17 protein-coding genes are annotated in these 16634 nt (G+C 69.4%); 9 read left to right on the top strand and 8 right to left on the bottom strand.

Annotation, left to right across the window (positions count from 1 at the left end; all coding sequences use genetic code 11):
• Positions 1-47: 47 nt before the first annotated feature.
• The 3 genes from pdxH (at position 48) to BKK79_RS16370 (ending at position 3242) form a co-directional block, all read left to right on the top strand.
• Positions 48-686, top strand: a complete 639-nt coding sequence (pdxH, locus tag BKK79_RS16380) for a pyridoxamine 5'-phosphate oxidase (protein ID WP_071014716.1) — start codon at positions 48-50, stop codon at positions 684-686.
• Positions 687-892: 206 nt separating this feature from the next.
• Complete coding sequence (locus tag BKK79_RS16375; protein ID WP_071014719.1) at positions 893-2131, top strand: SAM-dependent methyltransferase; 1239 nt, start codon at positions 893-895, stop codon at positions 2129-2131.
• A gap of 40 nt (positions 2132-2171) precedes the next feature.
• Complete coding sequence (locus BKK79_RS16370) at positions 2172-3242, top strand: DUF72 domain-containing protein (RefSeq protein WP_071038078.1); 1071 nt, start codon at positions 2172-2174, stop codon at positions 3240-3242.
• Between the two features lie 39 nt (positions 3243-3281).
• Here the strand turns inward: BKK79_RS16370 and msrA are convergent, their stop codons facing one another.
• From msrA to BKK79_RS16345, 5 genes are all read right to left on the bottom strand, one after another.
• A complete protein-coding gene (msrA, locus tag BKK79_RS16365; RefSeq protein ID WP_071014724.1) occupies positions 3282-3824 on the bottom strand; it encodes a peptide-methionine (S)-S-oxide reductase MsrA in 543 nt (180 codons plus the stop codon).
• A 60-nt stretch (positions 3825-3884) separates the two neighbouring features.
• Entirely contained in the window at positions 3885-5450 is a 1566-nt protein-coding gene (locus tag BKK79_RS16360; RefSeq protein ID WP_083384128.1) for a class I adenylate-forming enzyme family protein, read from the bottom strand.
• Entirely contained in the window at positions 5447-6691 is a 1245-nt protein-coding gene (locus BKK79_RS16355; protein ID WP_071014727.1) for an acyl-CoA dehydrogenase family protein, read from the bottom strand. The genes BKK79_RS16360 and BKK79_RS16355 overlap by 4 nt, the downstream gene beginning before the upstream one ends.
• Positions 6692-6845: 154 nt before the next feature.
• On the bottom strand, positions 6846-7688 hold the full coding sequence (locus BKK79_RS16350) for an alpha/beta fold hydrolase (protein ID WP_071038077.1): 843 nt from the start codon (positions 7686-7688) through the stop codon (positions 6846-6848).
• Positions 7685-8755: a peptidase M29 gene (locus BKK79_RS16345; protein WP_071038076.1), complete on the bottom strand. Its 1071-nt coding sequence runs from the start codon at positions 8753-8755 to the stop codon at positions 7685-7687. Before BKK79_RS16345 ends, BKK79_RS16350 begins: the two co-directional genes overlap by 4 nt.
• 142 nt (positions 8756-8897) lie before the next feature.
• On the opposite strand from BKK79_RS16345, the gene BKK79_RS16340 reads away from it, so the two are divergent.
• Both BKK79_RS16340 and BKK79_RS16335 read left to right on the top strand, forming a co-directional pair.
• Positions 8898-9455: a flavin reductase family protein gene (locus tag BKK79_RS16340; RefSeq protein WP_071014734.1), complete on the top strand. Its 558-nt coding sequence runs from the start codon at positions 8898-8900 to the stop codon at positions 9453-9455.
• Positions 9456-9467: 12 nt separating this feature from the next.
• The gene (locus BKK79_RS16335) at positions 9468-9914 is read left to right on the top strand and encodes a MarR family winged helix-turn-helix transcriptional regulator (protein ID WP_071014737.1); all 447 of its coding nucleotides are present in this window, start codon (positions 9468-9470) and stop codon (positions 9912-9914) included.
• 34 nt (positions 9915-9948) lie between these two features.
• Here the strand turns inward: BKK79_RS16335 and BKK79_RS16330 are convergent, their stop codons facing one another.
• Positions 9949-10419 carry an Lrp/AsnC family transcriptional regulator gene (locus tag BKK79_RS16330; RefSeq protein ID WP_071014740.1) on the bottom strand — a complete coding sequence of 157 codons (471 nt, stop codon included), beginning with the start codon at positions 10417-10419 and terminating at the stop codon, positions 9949-9951.
• 150 nt (positions 10420-10569) lie between these two features.
• On the opposite strand from BKK79_RS16330, the gene kynB reads away from it, so the two are divergent.
• The 3 genes from kynB (at position 10570) to kynA (ending at position 13473) form a co-directional block, all read left to right on the top strand.
• Positions 10570-11217 carry an arylformamidase gene (gene kynB / locus BKK79_RS16325; RefSeq protein ID WP_071014742.1) on the top strand — a complete coding sequence of 216 codons (648 nt, stop codon included), beginning with the start codon at positions 10570-10572 and terminating at the stop codon, positions 11215-11217.
• A gap of 105 nt (positions 11218-11322) precedes the next feature.
• Entirely contained in the window at positions 11323-12579 is a 1257-nt protein-coding gene (gene kynU, locus BKK79_RS16320; RefSeq protein WP_071014745.1) for a kynureninase, read from the top strand.
• A gap of 12 nt (positions 12580-12591) precedes the next feature.
• A complete protein-coding gene (gene kynA, locus BKK79_RS16315; protein ID WP_071014746.1) occupies positions 12592-13473 on the top strand; it encodes a tryptophan 2,3-dioxygenase in 882 nt (293 codons plus the stop codon).
• Between the two features lie 30 nt (positions 13474-13503).
• Here kynA and BKK79_RS16310 read toward each other — a convergent pair whose 3' ends face one another.
• Positions 13504-14319 (bottom strand): IclR family transcriptional regulator, encoded by an 816-nt coding sequence (locus tag BKK79_RS16310; RefSeq protein WP_071038075.1) that lies wholly within the window; start codon positions 14317-14319, stop codon positions 13504-13506.
• A 275-nt stretch (positions 14320-14594) separates the two neighbouring features.
• On the opposite strand from BKK79_RS16310, the gene BKK79_RS16305 reads away from it, so the two are divergent.
• Complete coding sequence (locus tag BKK79_RS16305; RefSeq protein WP_071014751.1) at positions 14595-15788, top strand: acyl-CoA dehydrogenase; 1194 nt, start codon at positions 14595-14597, stop codon at positions 15786-15788.
• Between the two features lie 172 nt (positions 15789-15960).
• On the opposite strand, the gene BKK79_RS16300 is transcribed toward BKK79_RS16305, so the two are convergent.
• Entirely contained in the window at positions 15961-16599 is a 639-nt protein-coding gene (locus BKK79_RS16300; protein ID WP_071014755.1) for a peroxiredoxin, read from the bottom strand.
• Positions 16600-16634: the final 35 nt, after the last annotated feature.

The raw sequence follows: 16634 nt of genomic DNA, 5'->3' as shown, positions 1-16634 counted from the left end.
CACGCTTGCCGGCTCCGGCGCCGCGCCGATCTCCCATTGAATCCGACATGACTCAACTTGCTGACCTGCGCCGCACCTACGTGCTGGGCGCGCTCTCCGAAACCGATGTGGCCGCCGATGCCATGCAGCAGTTCCAGCGCTGGTTCGACGAAGCCATCAACGCGAAACTGCCGGAGCCGAACGCCATGACGCTGGCCACGGTCGACGCCGACGGACAGCCGTCCGCGCGCATCGTGCTGCTCAAGGGCCTGGACCAGCAGGGTTTCACCTTCTTCACCAACTACGAAAGCCGCAAGGGCCTGGACCTCGCCGTCAACCCGCGCGCGGCCCTGCTCTTCCACTGGGTGCAACTGGAGCGCCAGGTGCGCGTGGAAGGCCGCGTCGAGAAGGTCACCGAGGCCGAAAGCGATGCCTATTACGCCACCCGGCCGCTGGGTTCGCGCCTGGGAGCCTGGGCGTCCGAGCAAAGCCGGGAAGTGAGCGGCCGCGAGGTATTGGAACAGCGCGAGGCCGACTTCCGCGCGAAGTTCGGCGAAAACCCGCCGCGCCCCACGCACTGGGGCGGCTACCGGCTGGTGCCGAACTGGATCGAATTCTGGCAGGGACGCCCGTCGCGCCTGCATGACCGCATCGGCTACCGGCGCCAGGACGATGGCAGCTGGCATATCGTGCGGCTTTCGCCCTGAGCGCCTTCCCTTCCGAGAGCGGGCATCGGGTTGATCCGGATTGTTGCTGGGGCGGTCTCTGCACAAGAAAAAGAATTGGCGTAAAGTGCCATCCATATTGCTTTACCGACTTGTTGGCAACACCCCACGGCGGCGTGCGGGTTTCGTGCCTGCGCGCGTGGCAGTGGTCGCGGGGAGTGCGCCGTAACCCTCCGGAGGATGGCCGCATGTTTTTCAAGCAAGCATTCGACAAGCAGCTGGACAAGCAACTGGATCACTGGATCTCCGACCTGCGCGAGAATGCCGACATTCCCGTGCAACTCCGCTTGTGGAACGGCATGGAATATGCGCTGGGCAGGTTCGAGCGCCCGGCCGTCACCCTGACCGTGCGCGAGGCCGCCGCCCTGCCCTTCCTGCTGACCCCGAGCCTGGACAACCTGGGCGAAGCCTACGTCCAGGAAAAGATCGACCTCGACGGCAAGCTGGCCGACATCATCTCGGTCGGCTACCAGTTGTCCGCGGCGGCGACCCGGCGCGCCGGCGGCGCGCTGGCCAAGGTGGCGCACCACTTCACGCACAGCAAGCAGGAAGACAAGGCGTCGATCCAGTACCACTACGACGTCTCCAACGACTTCTACAAGCTGTGGCTGGATCCCGGCATGGTCTATTCCTGCGCCTACTTTGAGCGCGGCGACGAAGACCTCGCCACCGCCCAGCTGCAGAAGATCGACCACATCCTGACCAAGATCCGCCTGCAGCCGGGACAGACCCTGCTCGATATCGGCTGCGGCTGGGGCGCGCTGGTACTGCGCGCAGCGCAGAAATTCGGCGCACGCTGCGTCGGCATCACCCTGTCGCAGAACCAGTTCGACCTGGCCACGGAGCGCGTCAAGGCAGCAGGCCTGGCGGACCGCGTCGAGATCCGCCTGCAGGACTACCGCGACATCCGGGGCACCTTCGACCGCATCACCAGCGTCGGCATGTTCGAGCACGTAGGTAAGAAGAACCTGATCGCCTACTTCAGCCGCATCCGCGAGCTGCTGGCCGACGATGGCTTCGCCATGAACCACGGCATCACCTCGCCCGACCCCGACATCGGTACCTCGCCGATGGATGGTTCCGAGTTCATGGACCGTTACGTGTTCCCGCAAGGCGAGCTGCCGCATATCGGCCTGGTGCTGACCACCATGCAGAAGGGCGGCCTCGAGGCGCTGGACGTGGAGGGACTGCGCCGGCACTATATGAAAACGCTGCACAACTGGGCGGACCGCTTCGAGCAGCAGGGCGAAACCATCCGCGCCATGGTCGGCGAGAAGAAATACCGCATCTGGCGCATCTACCTGGCGGGCTGCGCGCACGCCTTCGAGACCGACCAGATGGCGCTGTTCCAGGTGGTGTGCCGCAAGGCAGGCAGGTCCGCCACCACGCTGCCGTGGTCGCGCCGCTATATGTACGACAAGTCCTGAGCCGGGCCCGCCCGCGACGGACGCGACTCCGACCGACGATTTGACCGCTGACCTGTTCGGCGACCTGCCGCCCGGCGCGGCGGGCGCCCCTTCCGGCCCCGATCCGGCCATCCCCTCCCCCGTCCCGCCGCCCCGCGCCGCACGCGGCAAGGCGGTGCTGCCGATGCCGCCCGACCCGGCGCTGGCGGCGCTCGCCGCGCGCCTGCCGCCTGGCCTGCACCTGGGGACATCCACGTGGTCCTACCCCGGCTGGGACGGGCTGGTCTACCAGGGCGAATACAGCGAGAGCCTGCTTTCACGCAAGGGGCTGGCCGCTTATTCGCACCATCCGCTGCTGCGCGCGGCGGGCGTCGACCGCGGATTCTACGCTCCCATCCCGCTGGCCGACCACCTGGCCTACGCGGCGCAGGTACCCGAGCATTTCCGCTTCCTGGTCAAGGCGCCGGCCAGCGTCTGCGACGCCTGGCTGCGCGGCCCCGACGGTGCGGGCCGGCTGGCCAACGCCGCCTTCCTGGACAGCGCCAGCGCGATCCGCGATTTCATCGAACCGGCCACCGCCGGGCTGGGTGCGAAATGCGGCCCGCTGCTGTTCCAGCTATCGCCGCTGGCAGCCATGGCCGACGATGCTTGCGCCTTCCTGACGCGCCTGGACGCCTTCCTCTCGGCCTTGCCGCCGCTCGACCCCAGCCTCACGCCGCATGCCTGCTACGCGGTGGAGCTGCGCGACGCCGCGCTGCTGACGCCGCGCTACATCAAGCTGCTGCGCGCGCGCGGCGTGCGCTTCTGCCTGTCGGCGCGCGACCGCCTGCCGCCGGTGGCACGCCAGGCCGCGGCCCAGGCCCTGCTCGACGAAGGCCGGCCCGGCCCGCTGGTGCTGCGCTGGATGCTGCATGGCGGCCGGCCGTACGAGCTGGCGGAATCGATCTACGCGCCCTTCGACAAGCTGGTGGAAGAAGATGTGCCGACGCGCGAGGCCATCGCGGACGTAGTGGTGCGCACGCTGCGCGCCGGCCAGCCGGCCTACGTGATCGTCAGCAACAAGGCCGAGGGCTCGGCCCCGCTGAGCTGTATCCGGCTGGCCGAAGCCATCGCCGCGCGCTGGCAGGGCTGAAGCCGGGGCTACCGGACACGGCGGCCCCGGCCGGGCGCTTCAGCGCCGCAGCAACTCGGCGAAGCGGGCGCGGAACTTGGCCAGCTTGGGCGAGATCACCACGGCGCAATAGCCCTGCCCCGGATGGTCCTGGTAGTAGTTCTGGTGGCCCTCCTCGGCACGCCAGTACGGCTGTTCGGGCTCGACCTGGGTCACGATGGGAGCATCGAACACCTTGCCCGCCTCCAGTTCGTGGAGCACATGCTCGGCGGTGGCGCGCTGGGCCTGCGAATGGGTGAAGATCACCGAGCGGTACTGCGTGCCGACATCGTTGCCCTGGCGGTTCAAGGTGGTCGGGTCATGGATGGCGAAGAAGATCTCGAGGATCTCGCGGTAGGTGACCACGGACGGATCGAAGCTGACGCGCACCACCTCCGCATGTCCGCTGTCACCGCTGCACACCTCCTCGTAGCTCGGCTGGCGCAGATGGCCGCCGCTGTAGCCGGACTCGACCGCCTTGACGCCACGCACCTGCTGGTACACGGCCTCCAGGCACCAAAAACAGCCGCCACCCAGCGTGGCGATCTCCAGTCCGTTTTCCATAGACTTCGCTCCCTTGGCAATGCCTCTAGCATAGCCGCTTGCCCCGCGCAGCGTCAGGCATCAGCCGCGCGGCCGCGCCGGTCGGGCCAGCAGCGCCAGCAGTTGCGGCTTGAGCACCTTGCCCAGCGCGCTGCGCGGCAGCGCGTCCAGCAGCACGGCCTCGCGCGGCAGCTTGAAGCGGGCGATGCGGCCATCCAGCGCGGCACGCAGGCGCTCGCCGCCGAGCGCCTCGCGGTCGGCGTCCGGTGCCGGCACGATGGCGGCCACCGGCACCTCGCCCCAGCGCGGATCGGGCAGGCCCACCACCGCGCACTCCTGCACGCCTGGCAGGGCCAGCAGCGCATTCTCGATCTCGGCCGGATAGATGTTCTCGCCGCCCGAAATGATCATGTCCTTGCTGCGGCCCACCACCGTCAGGCAGCCATCGGCATCGCGCCGCGCCAGGTCGCCCGAGCGGAACCAGCCGTCGACGAAGTCGGGATGCGCGGGCTCGCGCCAGTAGCCTTGCATCAGGTTGTCGCCGCGCAGCCACAGTTCGCCCACCTCGCCCGGCTCGGCCTCGCCGCCGGCATGCGTCACCAGGCGCACCTCGGCGCCGGCGTGCGGCCAGCCTGCGGCGCCGGCGCGTGCCATGGCCTGCGGCAGGCGCAGCGCTACCGACACCGGGCCGGTCTCGGTGGCGCCATAGACCTGTCCGAGCGGCACGCCGCGCCGGTGGAAGGCCTCGAGATAGGACAGCGGGATCGGCGAGGAACCGGCCATCACGCCGCGCAGCGAGGACAGGTCGGCCGCCGGCCAGTCCGGATGCTCCAGCACCGCGCGCAAGGTGGCCGGCACCATCAGGGCCAGGGTCGGCCGCTGCAGCGCCAGCGCCTGCAGCCAGCCCTCCGGCGTGAAGCGGTCGTGCAGCGTGACCTGTGCGCCGGCCAGCAGCGCCGGCAGCGTCTGGATGCACAGGCCGCCGACGTGGAACAGCGGCAGCACCGACAGTACGTGGTCCTGCGGCTGCAGGGCGTGCGCCCACCAGCTCGCGCGCGCGTTGGCCAGCATGCCCGCCTGCGTGTGCAGCGCGCCCTTGGGCTGGCCGGTGGTGCCCGAGGTGTAGGCCAGCAGCAGCGGCGTGGCACCGTCCACGGCGCCACCAGGGCCGCCCGAGCCGCCGGCCGCGGGATCCGGCAGCGCCTCGCCCAGCCCGCCGAGCGGCCCGTGCCGGCACAGGCCTTGCGCAACCTCCCGCGCCTGCGCGGCATGCATGTCGTCGTGGAACAGCACGGCAAGCTGCGCATGCTGCGCCACCGCTTGCAGTTCTGGCACGGCCAGCCGGTAATTCAGCGGCACCAGGATGGCCCCCAGCCGCGCGCAGGCGAAGAGCAGGGCCAGCTGCCGTTCGTGGTTCAGGCACAGCGTGGCGACGCGGTCGCCATGGCCTATGCCCCAATCGCGCGCGAGGCTGGCCGCCACCGCCTGCGCCCGCTGCCACAATGCGCCGTACGACAAGGTCTGGCCGCGATGATGCAGCGCCGGGCGCTGCGGCGCGGCCAGCGCCTGCGCCTGCAGCGCCTCGGCCAGGGTGGCTGCCTGCCCGGCCCCGCCGGCGGCAGCGGAAGCGCTCACGGCGGCGCTCATTCGTCGCGCTCGCCGGCTTCGTACAGCGTTTCGCGGCCCATGCGGTCGAGCACCAGTTCGGCGGTCCAGGGCAGCATCAGGGCGCCGCAGCGCGAGTCGCGGTAGAGGCGCTCGAGCGGCAGGTCCTTGAGCATCGACTGGCCGCCGCAGGTGCGGATCGCCAGCCGCGCGATGTCGTTGGCGCCCTCCATCACCGTGTACTGCGCGGCGTACAGGCGCAGGCGCTCGTCCTTGGACGGATCGGGGCGCGCCTCGTGGATGACGCGCCAGAAGATCGAGCGCATGTTTTCCAGCTGGATGCGCATCTGCGCCACCGCGATCTGCTTGGTCGGGTACATGCGCCGCTTGACCGGCGGCTGGCCCGGCACCTCGCCGCGCAGGTACTGCACGGTGAAGTCGTAGGCGGCCTGCGCCACGCCGAGGTAGGTCGGCGCCAGCGTGAAGAACATCGCCGGCCAGGTCTGCGCCGCCTTGTGGTAGACGCCGCGCGGCATCAGCTGCTCGGCATCGGGCACGAACACATCCTTGAGCAGCAGCGTGCGCGATACCGTGCCGCGCATGCCCAGCGGATCCCACTCGCCGGTGACGCTCACGCCCTCGGCCCTGCCCGGCACGGCGATGTAGAGCGTGTCGCGCATGTCGGGATGCTGGTCGCCGCGGTCTTCCGTGCAGAGGATGCCGTAATAGTCCGCCGCGCCCGACAGCGAAGCGAAGATCTTGCGCCCGTTCAGCACCCAGCCACCCTCGACCTTGCGCGCGCTGGTGCCGAACGGTGCCTTGCCGGCAGCGGCGGCCGAGCCTTCGGAGAAGGGCTGGGCGTAGATCGCGCCATCACGCACCACGCGCGCGAAATGCAGCTCGCGGCGCGCCTCGTGCTCGGCTCGCTGCCCGGGCGTCATGCCGATGCCGTCGGCCAGCACGCCGGTCCACATCGTTGAGCAGATGTGCATGTTGTAGGTCAGCGCGGTGGCGCCGCAGAAGCGGCCGATCTCGGCACCGACCATGCAGTAGGTGGCGAAATCCGCGCCCTCGCCGCCGAAGGCGCGCGGCACGCACAGGCGCAGCAGGCCGGCCTCGCGCAAGTCGTCGTAGTTGGCGAAGGGAAAGCTGGCTTCGCGATCCCAGGTCGCGGCGCGCGGCGCGAAGGACTCGCGGCCGAGGCGATTGGCCAGCGCCAGCAGGCGCGCCTGCGCTTCGGTGAAATCGGCGCCGCCGACGGCGGGAGTGAAATCCAAGGGCATGTCGCGGTCTCCTGTAGGCGCCGCCGGCGAGGGCCGGCGCCAGTTCTGGTGGTGGCCGGCAAGGCCGGCACGGGGTGAGGTGTACGCCCTGCCAGCGCAGGGCAGTCGCCGGAAGGCAGCGGATGCAGCCGCTCAAGCCGGCCAGGCAGGCCGCTCAGGCGGGAGGGAAGCGCCGCGCGAGGAAGTCGAGCACCGCCGCATTGAACAGCGCCGGCTGCTCCATGCAGGCGAGATGGCCCACGCCGGGCAGGCAGTGGTACTCGGCACCGGCAATGCGCTGCGCCATGCGCTCCATCACCGCGGGCGCGGCATTGTTGTCGTGCTCGCCGGCCAGCGCCAGCACCGGCACGGCGATGCGTGCCAGCGCCTCGCGCTGGTCGAAGCGCACCAGCGCGCCAAGCGCGGCACGGTAGGTAGCGGGTGGCACCGCGGCCATCACGGCGGTGGCGAACGCCACCCCGTCCGGCGGCGCATCCGGTGCCACCATGGCCCGCACCAGCCCCGCCGCCATCTCGGCCATGCTGCGGCCGGCGTCCAGGGGCGCGGTGCGCGCGGCGACGAAGTCGCGCTGCCAGTCGCCGCCGGGCTTGCCGAAGGCGGGCGAGGTGCCTGACAGCACCATGCCGTCGATCAGCGCCGGCGTGGCGGCGCAGGCCTGCTGCGCCACCATGCCGCCCATGCTGTGGCCGAGCAGCACCACGCGCCGGCCGGCCGCACGCTCGGCCTGCAGCAGCGGCGCCAGGGCGGCGGCGAGCCCGTCGAAGTCGTAGGGGTCGATGAGGGCGCTGTCGCCGTAGCCGGGCATGTCCCAGGCCAGCGCACGGTAGCCGGCCCGGGCCAGCGCGGCGAGCTGCTCGGGCCAGGCGGCCTTGCCGCCGCCGATGCCGTGCAGCAGGACCACGGTCACGGTGCCCTCGCCCTGCTCCAGCGTGGCGATGCCGTTGGCATGGAGGCGGCGTGCCGGCGCGCCGGCCGGCGTGGATGGCGCCGGGCTCATGCGGCGGCCTCCGTCAGGCGGCCCTGCTCGACCTCGGGGTGCCCGTCCAGCGTGATGGTGCAATGGCGCAGCGGCAGGTCGAAGTGTCCCAGGGTATGCCGCCCGGCCACCTCGTTGGCGCCGGTCGAATAGAGGAAATTGCCGGCGAAGGCGCGCAGCTCGGTACCGTTGCAGTCGCGCTTGTCGTAGAAGGTCATGGCGTCCCAGCGCGCGGCCGGATTCAGGCCCCAGCCCACGTGCGAGACGGCGTAGGCGTCGCGGTTGCCCTCGCGCTGCGCCCAGGCGTCGTAATAGCCACGCATCATGTCGGCATCCACGCCCTGGCCCTCGATGGCGAGGATGTAGTCATCCTCGATATGACAGACCACGGTATCGCGCAGATAGGTCTTGAAGGTCAGGTTGACATCGCCCGGCGCCAGCACCAGGGTGCCGTTGACCTGGCCGCGTGCCGGGAAGGCCAGGCACAGGCCGCCTGGCCAGTGCGCGACCTGCCCGGGTTTGTTGCAGTAGCCCCAGACGCCGCCCACGCGTGCCTCGCCCAGCCCGATGCGCAGCTCGGTGCCGGCGGCGCTGTGGACGCGCATCTCGCGCGCGCCGCGCAGCCGTTTCATGGCGGCGCGCACGCTGCCTTCCAGCGCCGGGTCGGGCAGGCAGCGCTCCAGGATCTCGGGGTGCTCGTTGCTGATCATCAGCAGGCGCGGCACCACGCCATCGGCCCCGCGCAGGATGTGCGGCAGTTCGGGCGCGTGCAGCAGGCCTTCGACGGTACAGTCCAGCACCAGGTGGCAGCGCGACAGGGCGGCCACCACCGGTGCCAGTTGCTGCAGCGCGTCGCTCGCGCCGGTGGAGCGCACCGGTGCCGGCGCGCTCAGTGCCGGCGTCGGCACCTGGATCCGCACCGGCGTGGCGCCAAGCGACTGCACCGCCAGCTCGGCCAATTCCACGTTGACGCGCCGGGATTGGGACTCCGTTACAATGCCCACGACCTCCGTGCCGGTCAGGCCGCAAAGTTCAAGGGTACGCCGGAACGCCGCCAGCCAGCGGTGTTCGATCTGCTCGACGAGCATGTCATCTCCTCCTGCCTTGTGTGCGCGATCCCACCGATGGCGGGCGGCCAGCGCCTTGGCGTGTGCTTAGCTTGTGCTTGTGATTCCTGGCCCTGGCGCAAATAATATATGAAATTTCATGGATTCCAGTGGAGCCCGAGACATGGGCATGCCTGAGCCCGAGCCGCACGCCCCCCGCCACGCCGGCCGCGCCGCCTCTCCCGACTTCGACGCCAAGCACTTCCGCCGCGCCCTGTCCCAGTTCGCCACCGGGGTGACGATCATCACCACGCGCGCGGCATCCGGCGCCGGCACGCCCTTCGTCGGCATCACCGCGAGCTCGTTCAACTCGGTCTCGATGGACCCGCCCCTGGTGCTGTGGAGCATGGCCACCACCGCCAACAGCCTGCCGATGTTCCGCGACGGTTCGCACTACATCATCAATGTGCTGTCGGCCTCCCAGCTCGACCTGTGCCAGCGCTTCGCCACGCTCAAAGGCGACCGTTTCGCCGGCGTCGACTACCGCCTGTCCGAGACCGGACTGCCCGTGCTGGCCAATGCCCTGGCCTGGTTCGAATGCCATAACCGCAGCCGCTACGACGAGGGCGACCACATCATCTTCGTCGGCGAAGTGGAACGCTGCGGCGTGCCGGGCAGCGGCGGGCACCCCCTGGTGTTCCACGGCGGCGCCTTCTCCACCACCTCCCCGCTCGGCGACTGAGCCGGCCCGGCCATGGCGGACGACGCCCGCGAGCCCTTCGTCGACGGCTACCTGGCCTACTTGCTGGCGCGCGCCAGCCACCTGGTGTCGGGGGAATTCCACCGCCAGGTGGAAGCGGCCGGGCTGAGCGTGGCCGAATGGCGGGTGCTGGCGACCCTGGCCGACCGCAGCGGCTGCCCGGTCGGCGAACTGGCGCAGATCACGCTGAACAAACAGCCCACGCTGACCAAGCTGCTCGACCGCATGGCTGCCGAAGGCCTGGTCGAGCGCCGCAGCGGCGAAACCGACCGCCGCACCGCCCTGGTGTGGATCACGGCGGCGGGCCGCGCGCGCGCGCGGCCGCTGCTGGCCAAGGCCGCCGCCCATGAGCGCGCCGTGCTGGAAGACTTCGGCACGCAGCAGGGACAGCAGCTCAAGGACACCCTGCGCCGCCTGATCGCGCTGCACACCGGGCGCTGACACCTGCCACCCGCCGCCTCGCGGAACGGGACCATCAGGCCTTCAGCACATCCAGCGGCGAGCCGCCGGTCTTGATCCGCTGCAGCACGATATTGGAGCGGATGTCCATCACGCCACGCGTGCGGTACAGCCGGTTGACGATGAAATCCGAGTAGTGCTTCAGGTTGCGCGCCTGCACGCGCAAGATGTAGTTGCTGTCGCCGGTGATGATGTAGGCGGACACCACCTCGGGCCAGGACTGCACGGCGGCATTGAAGGTGTCGTGCCAGTCGTCGACGTCGTGGCGCATCGATACCTGCACGATCGCCTCGATCTCCAGGCCGAGCTGCTCGGCATCGAACCAAGCGCGATAGCCGCCGATCACCCCGCCCTCCTCCAGCAGGCGCACGCGCCGCAGGCAGGCCGAAGGCGACAGCGCCACGCGCTCGGCGAGGTCCTGGTTGCTGATACGGCCGTTCTCCTGCAGGCAGGCGAGGATGCGCAGATCGGTGGGGTCGAGTTGCATTCGCAGAAAATTCTATTTTGACGCTGTTATTTCGAATTCTATGCGATAGGACATCGCATTCATAGTGGAAATAGCAAGCATCTTGCCTGCATTTTTGCTTATCATGCCGACATCGACAGCCTGCGCGCGCCCCTGCGGCGACCCACCGTCATGACCGACCACGCCACCTCCCGCCAGCTCTGGGACATCAGCCCGCCGCTCTCGCCGGCCACGCCCGTCTGGCCCGGCGACACCCCGTTCCAGCAGCAGCCGGCCTGGGAAATGGGCCCGGGCTGCCCGGTCAACGTCGGCCGCATCACGCTGTCACCGCACACCGGTGCCCATGCCGACGCCCCCCTGCACTACGCGGCCGACGGCGCGCCGATCGGCGCGGTGCCGCTGGAGCCCTACCTGGGCCCCTGCCGCGTCATCCACTGCCTGGATGCCTCCCCCCTGGTCGAGCCCCGCCACATCGAGCACGCGCTGACCGGCACGCCGCCGCGCGTGCTGCTGCGCTGCTACCGGAGCGCGCCGCTGGCGCAGTGGGATCCCGGCTTCTGCGCCATCGCGCCGCAGACCATCGAGCTGCTGGCCGCGCACCGCGTGCGCCTGGTCGGCATCGACACGCCCTCGGTCGACCCGCAGGAGTCCAAGACCATGGATGCGCACCGTACCGTGCGCCGCCACGGCATGGCCATTCTCGAAGGCCTGCTGCTCGATGCGGTGCCCGAGGGCGACTACGAATTGATCGCGCTGCCGCTGCGCCTGGCCGGCCTCGACGCCAGCCCGGTGCGCGCGGTGCTGCGCGCGCTCGGCTGAGCGCACCTTTGCGCCGCCGCCCGGCGGCCCCTTCCAACCCTGCCCAACCCTGCCGCGTCCCTCTCCGATACCGGCCCGTTCCGCCAGACCAGACCTGTCCCTGCCATGACCACATTGACCCGCGAGCATTGCCTCGCACTCGACCGTGACGACACGCTGCGTCACCTGCGCGAGCAGTTCGCGCTGCCCGAAGGCGTGATCTACCTCGACGGCAACTCGCTCGGCGCGCGTCCGCGCGCGGCGGCCGAACGCGCCGCCGCGGTGGTGGCCGACGAATGGGGCGACGGCCTGATCCGCAGCTGGAACAGCGCCGGCTGGTTCGAACTGCCGCAGCGGCTGGGCAACAAGCTGGCGCCGCTGGTCGGTGCCGGCCAGGACGAGGTGGTGGTGACCGACACCACCTCGATCAACCTGTTCAAGGTGCTGGCGGCGGCGCTGCGCGTGCAGGCCTCGCGCGATCCCGCGCGCAAGGTGATCGTCTCCGAGTCGAGCAACTTCCCCACCGATCTCTACATCGCCCAGGGCCTGGCCGACCTGCTGCAGCAGGGCTACTCGCTCAAGCTGGTGGACTCGCCCGAGCAGATCGAGGCGGCGCTCGGCGCCGACACCGCCGTGCTGATGGTGACCCACGTCAACTACAAGACCGGCGAGATGCTGGACATGGCCCGGCTGACCGCGCTGGCCCATGCCAAGGGCGCGCTGGCGGTGTGGGACCTGTGCCATTCGGCCGGCGCGGTGCCGGTCGACCTGGCCGCAGCCGGGGCCGACTACGCCATCGGCTGCACCTACAAGTACCTGAACGGCGGCCCCGGCTCGCCGGCCTTCGTCTGGGTCGCGCCGGGGCTGCGCGATGCCTTCTGGCAGCCGCTGTCGGGCTGGTGGGGCCATGCCGCGCCCTTCGCCATGGAACCCGGCTACCGTCCGCGTTCCGGCGTGGCGCGCTACCTGTGCGGCACCCAGCCGATCACCTCGATGGCGCTGGTGGAGTGCGGCCTGGACATCTACGCGCAGACTGACATGCAGGCGCTGCGCGCCAAGTCGCTGCAACTGACCGACCTGTTCATTACACTGGTGGAAACGCGCTGCGGCCACCACCCGCTCGAACTCATCACGCCGCGCGAGCACGGCCGCCGCGGCAGCCAGGTCAGCTTCGCCCACCCGGATGGCTATGCCGTGATGGCCAACCTGATCGACCGCGGCGTGATCGGCGACTATCGCGAGCCGCGCATCGCGCGCTTCGGCTTCACCCCGCTCTACACCAGCTTCACCGAGGTGTGGGACGCGGTCGAGGTGCTGCGCGACGTGCTCGACAGCGGCAGCTACCGCGACGCCCGCTTCCAGATCCGCAGCACGGTGACCTGAGGGAGGCGCAGCATGACTCAGCACAAGGGATGCCCGATGTCGGGCGCGGCCGCCCAGGGCGGCCAGGGCGGTGCCGACGGCTGGCACGGCGCGCAGATGGACTTCGCCAAGGACATGAGCTACGGCGACTACCTGGGCCTGGACCAGATCCTCAGCGCCCAGCACCCGCTCTCGCCCGACCACAACGAGATGCTTTTCATCGTGCAGCACCAGACCACGGAACTGTGGATGAAGCTGATGCTGCACGAGCTGCGCGCCGCGCGCGACTGCGTGAAGGAAGACCGGCTGCCGCCGGCGTTCAAGATGCTGACGCGCGTGTCGCGCATCATGGACCAGCTGGTGCAGGCCTGGAACGTGCTCGCCACCATGACGCCGCCGGAATATTCGGCGATGCGGCCCTACCTCGGCATGTCGTCCGGCTTCCAGTCCTACCAGTACCGCGAGATCGAGTTCATCCTCGGCAACAAGAACGCGGCCATGCTGCGGCCGCACGCGCACCGTCCGGAACACCTGGCACTGGTGGAAACGGCCCTGCACACGCCGTCCCTCTACGACGAGGCGGTGCGCCTGATGGCGCGGCGCGGCTTCGCCATCGACGCGGACTGCGTGGAACGCGACTGGACCCAGCCGACCGCCTACAACGCCTCGGTCGAGGCCGCCTGGCTCGAGGTCTACCGCAAGCCGGACGCGCACTGGGAACTGTACGAACTGGGCGAGAAATTCGTCGACCTCGAAGATGCCTTCCGCCAATGGCGCTTCCGCCATGTGACCACGGTCGAGCGCGTGATCGGCTTCAAGCGCGGTACCGGCGGCACCGAAGGCGTCAGCTACCTGCGCAGGATGCTCGACGTGGTGCTGTTCCCCGAGCTCTGGAAACTGCGCACCGACCTGTAAGACACGCTCCGCTCGCGACGGCCCGCCGGCTCAGGCCGCCGGGTCCGACAACCTGGCCGCCAGCGCCTGCAGCGCGGGCGCCAGGGTATCGCGGAACAACGCCTCGGGCACCGACCCGTACGAAGCGCTGCAGCTCAGCATGTGCAGTTCCTTTTCCCCCACCGGGCGGAAGGCCACCGCGCAGGCGTGGATGGCCGGATGCCAGTCGCGGAACGAGGCTGCGTAGCCGTCCTGCCCGGCCTGCGCCAGCGCGGCGCGCATCGGCGCCTCCTGCTGCTTCCATTGCTCCGGGAAGGCCTGCGCGAACTCGGCCAGCACCCGCTCGCGCCGCGCCTGCGGCAGGGCCGCCAGGTAAGCGCGCCCCATCGAGCTGGACACCAGCGACAAGCGCGACCCCACCCCCAGCCCCAGCATCACGCCCGCATCATTGCGGATCGACTCCAGGTAGATCACCTCCAGCCGCTCGCGCTTGCCGAGCGACACCGACACGCCGTAGGCCTGCGCAAAGGCCAGCATGTGCGGCCGCGCCAGCGCCACCACGTCGGACGCCGACAGGTAGGCGTAGCCGAGCGCCAGCACGCCGGCATCGAGTGCGTACTTACCCAGGCTGTCGTCGTAGCGCAGGTAGCCGAGCTGCACCAGCGTGCCCGCCAGGCGGCTGACCGTGGCCTTCGGCAGGCCGGTGCGGCGCACGAAGTCCTGGTTGCCCAGCATGGCCTCGCCGGTGCGGAAACAACGCAGCAGCTCGAGTCCGCGCGCCAGCGCGGTGACGAAGTTGGGATCGCTTTCGCGCGCAGGCGGCTCGGCAGCGGCAAGGGTGGCGGGGGTGGATTGGCGGTTGGACAAGATGGCGCTCCTGCGCTCGGATTGGAACGGTCCCGCAAGCATTCGGCCGGCGCCGCATCTCACCATATGCCGCAGACAGCGCATGCATGGGCCTCGGCCGGCGCCGGGACTGGCCGGCCCACGACACTATTGCCGGCCGGTATCTTTACGCTATACTAACTCATCGGAACAAAGTTCCGCAATGCGGAACTACGCAAGACCAGCAGGCTACCGCATTCCCATCCTGGCCGGCACGCCGGCCATCTGACCCGACTGCATTACCGAAGGAGACATCCATGGCCGCAAACGCCGAATTCCACTGGGCCGACCCGCTGCTGCTCGACCAGCAACTGAGCGCCGACGAACGCATGGTGCGCGACGCCGCCGCCGCCTACTGCCAGGACAAGCTGGCACCGCGCGTGCTGGAATCGTTCCGCAACGAGAAGACCGACGTGGCCATCTTCCGCGAGATGGGCGAACTCGGGCTGCTCGGCCCCACCATCCCCGAGCAGTACGGCGGCCCTGGCCTGAACTACGTCAGCTATGGCCTGATCGCCCGCGAGGTCGAGCGTGTCGACTCGGGCTATCGTTCGATGATGAGCGTGCAGTCGTCGCTGGTGATGGTGCCGATCTATGAATTCGGCAGCGAAGCGCAGAAGCAGAAGTATCTGCCCAAGCTGGCCACCGGCGAGTGGATCGGCTGTTTCGGCCTGACCGAGCCGAACCACGGTTCCGACCCGGGCTCGATGATCACGCGCGCCAAGAAGGTCGCGGGCGGCTACGAGCTGAGCGGCGCCAAGATGTGGATCACCAACTCGCCGATCGCCGATGTCTTCGTCGTGTGGGCCAAGCTGACCGGCGACGACGGCAAGGAAGCCATCCGCGGCTTCATCCTGGAAAAGGGCTGGAAGGGCCTGAGCGCGCCCGCCATCCACGGCAAGGTCGGCCTGCGCACCTCGATCACCGGTGAAATCGTGCTGGACCAGGTCTTCGTGCCGGAAGAGAACCTGATGCCCGGCGTGGCCGGCCTGAAGGGACCGTTCACCTGCCTGAACTCGGCCCGCTACGGCATCGCCTGGGGCGCGCTGGGCGCCGCCGAATTCTGCTGGCACACCGCCCGCCAGTACACGCTGGACCGCAAGCAGTTCGGCCGCCCGCTGGCCGCCAACCAGCTGATCCAGAAGAAGCTGGCCGACATGCAGACCGAGATCACGCTGGGCCTGCAAGGCTGCCTGCGCCTGGGCCGCATGAAGGACGAAGGCACCGCCGCGGTGGAAATCACCTCGATCATGAAGCGCAATTCCTGCGGCAAGTCGCTGGACATCGCCCGCGTGGCGCGCGACATGCTCGGCGGCAACGGCATCTCGGACGAGTTCGGCGTGATCCGCCATGTGGTGAACCTGGAAGTGGTCAATACCTACGAAGGCACCCACGACATCCACGCCCTGATCCTGGGCCGCGCCCAGACCGGCATCCAGGCCTTCTTCTGAAACCTGCCGCCGGCATGAAAAATGGCCCGGCAGCGCCGGGCCGAACACACACTACCAAGGAGACGACGGGCTGCCCCGTCGTTGACTGCACCGATCGCGGCGCGCGCGGGCCCAGGCCCGGCGCGCCGCTGCCGTTTCGCAGAGCGCGCAGCTTATGCCTGGCACGCCGGCATCATTTGCCGGGTTGCGGGGTCAGGCGCAGGTATGGCCTGACCGCCCGGTAGCCCTTCGGGAATTTCTGGCGGATCACTTCCTCGTCCTTCAGCGACGGCACGATGACCACATCGTCGCCGTCCTGCCAGTTGCCCGGCGTCGCCACGCTGTGGCTGTCGGTCAACTGCAGCGAATCGATCACGCGCAGGATCTCGTTGAAATTGCGTCCGGTGCTGGCGGGATAGGTGATGGTCAGCCGCACCTTCTTGTTCGGGTCGATCACGAACAGCGAGCGCACGGTGAAGGTCTCGCTCGCGTTCGGGTGGATCATGTCGTACAGCGTGGCCACCTTGCGGTCCGCGTCGGCCAGGATGGGGAAGTTGACCGAGGTACCCTGCGTTTCGTCGATATCGCGGATCCAGCCGCGGTGCGACTCCACCCCGTCCACCGACAGCGCGATCACCTTGACGTTACGCCGCGCGAACTCGTCCTTCAACTTGGCCGTCAGGCCGAGTTCGGTGGTGCAGACCGGCGTGAAGTCGGCCGGATGCGAAAACAGCACCCCCCAGTCGCTGCCCAGCCACTGATGGAAGCGGATCGGGCCTTCGCTGGAATCCTGCTCAAAGTCGGGGGCGATATCGCCCAGGCGCAATGTCATGTTTTCCCTCCTGATTACAGAAATGGCGCAAGCAA

Origin of the sequence: Cupriavidus sp. USMAA2-4 (assembly GCF_001854305.1) — a bacterium.
GTDB classification, from domain to species: Bacteria; Pseudomonadota; Gammaproteobacteria; order Burkholderiales; family Burkholderiaceae; genus Cupriavidus; species Cupriavidus malaysiensis.
This window is presented reverse-complemented; position numbering and strand designations above follow the sequence as displayed.

What these genes read in the sequence shown, in the direction of transcription:
- pdxH (WP_071014716.1), top strand. Translation starts at nt 48, where the DNA reads ATGACTCAACTTGCTGACCTGCGCCGCACCTACGTGCTGGGCGCGCTC.
- msrA (WP_071014724.1), bottom strand. Translation starts at nt 3,824, where the DNA reads ATGGAAAACGGACTGGAGATCGCCACGCTGGGTGGCGGCTGTTTTTGG.
- BKK79_RS16340 (WP_071014734.1), top strand. Translation starts at nt 8,898, where the DNA reads ATGGGCATGCCTGAGCCCGAGCCGCACGCCCCCCGCCACGCCGGCCGC.
- BKK79_RS16330 (WP_071014740.1), bottom strand. Translation starts at nt 10,419, where the DNA reads ATGCAACTCGACCCCACCGATCTGCGCATCCTCGCCTGCCTGCAGGAG.
- BKK79_RS16360 (WP_083384128.1), bottom strand. Translation starts at nt 5,450, where the DNA reads ATGAGCGCCGCCGTGAGCGCTTCCGCTGCCGCCGGCGGGGCCGGGCAG.
- kynA (WP_071014746.1), top strand. Translation starts at nt 12,592, where the DNA reads ATGACTCAGCACAAGGGATGCCCGATGTCGGGCGCGGCCGCCCAGGGC.
- BKK79_RS16355 (WP_071014727.1), bottom strand. Translation starts at nt 6,691, where the DNA reads ATGCCCTTGGATTTCACTCCCGCCGTCGGCGGCGCCGATTTCACCGAA.
- BKK79_RS16300 (WP_071014755.1), bottom strand. Translation starts at nt 16,599, where the DNA reads ATGACATTGCGCCTGGGCGATATCGCCCCCGACTTTGAGCAGGATTCC.
- BKK79_RS16350 (WP_071038077.1), bottom strand. Translation starts at nt 7,688, where the DNA reads ATGAGCCCGGCGCCATCCACGCCGGCCGGCGCGCCGGCACGCCGCCTC.
- BKK79_RS16305 (WP_071014751.1), top strand. Translation starts at nt 14,595, where the DNA reads ATGGCCGCAAACGCCGAATTCCACTGGGCCGACCCGCTGCTGCTCGAC.
- kynB (WP_071014742.1), top strand. Translation starts at nt 10,570, where the DNA reads ATGACCGACCACGCCACCTCCCGCCAGCTCTGGGACATCAGCCCGCCG.
- BKK79_RS16345 (WP_071038076.1), bottom strand. Translation starts at nt 8,755, where the DNA reads ATGCTCGTCGAGCAGATCGAACACCGCTGGCTGGCGGCGTTCCGGCGT.
- BKK79_RS16375 (WP_071014719.1), top strand. Translation starts at nt 893, where the DNA reads ATGTTTTTCAAGCAAGCATTCGACAAGCAGCTGGACAAGCAACTGGAT.
- kynU (WP_071014745.1), top strand. Translation starts at nt 11,323, where the DNA reads ATGACCACATTGACCCGCGAGCATTGCCTCGCACTCGACCGTGACGAC.
- BKK79_RS16335 (WP_071014737.1), top strand. Translation starts at nt 9,468, where the DNA reads ATGGCGGACGACGCCCGCGAGCCCTTCGTCGACGGCTACCTGGCCTAC.